Below are 284 nucleotides of genomic sequence, written 5' to 3' on the forward strand. Positions count from 1 at the left end.
GACGCTGGTAATATCGGGGGTACATACGATAATATCCCAATTGTATTTCCTGTGTCGCATGTAACACTCTTTGAGTGTTTTGGGGTAAATAATGTGGCCATGTTCGTTAAATAACTCCCGTCCTAAATCGTCAGTATCGCCGCTGGTTAAGTTCTCAGGTTTAAATTTTTCTAGTTGTTCATAATGATATTTATACCAATGCTCGGGTATCAAATCCTTGTAAGTATCTATGTGTTTATAATTACAAGATTCAGGTTTAAACGTTGCTTCAGTTGGGTAAACGT

1 protein-coding gene is annotated in these 284 nt (G+C 37.3%); it reads right to left on the reverse strand.

Features of this window, described 5'->3' with window-relative positions; all coding sequences use genetic code 11:
* On the reverse strand, positions 1–284 hold a 284-nt coding region (locus tag AAEZ18_RS18655), incomplete at both ends, for a zonular occludens toxin domain-containing protein (protein ID WP_352255876.1).

It is taken from the genome of Pseudoalteromonas sp. 19-MNA-CIBAN-0066, assembly GCF_040308705.1.
GTDB classification, from domain to species: Bacteria; Pseudomonadota; Gammaproteobacteria; order Enterobacterales; family Alteromonadaceae; genus Pseudoalteromonas; species Pseudoalteromonas nigrifaciens.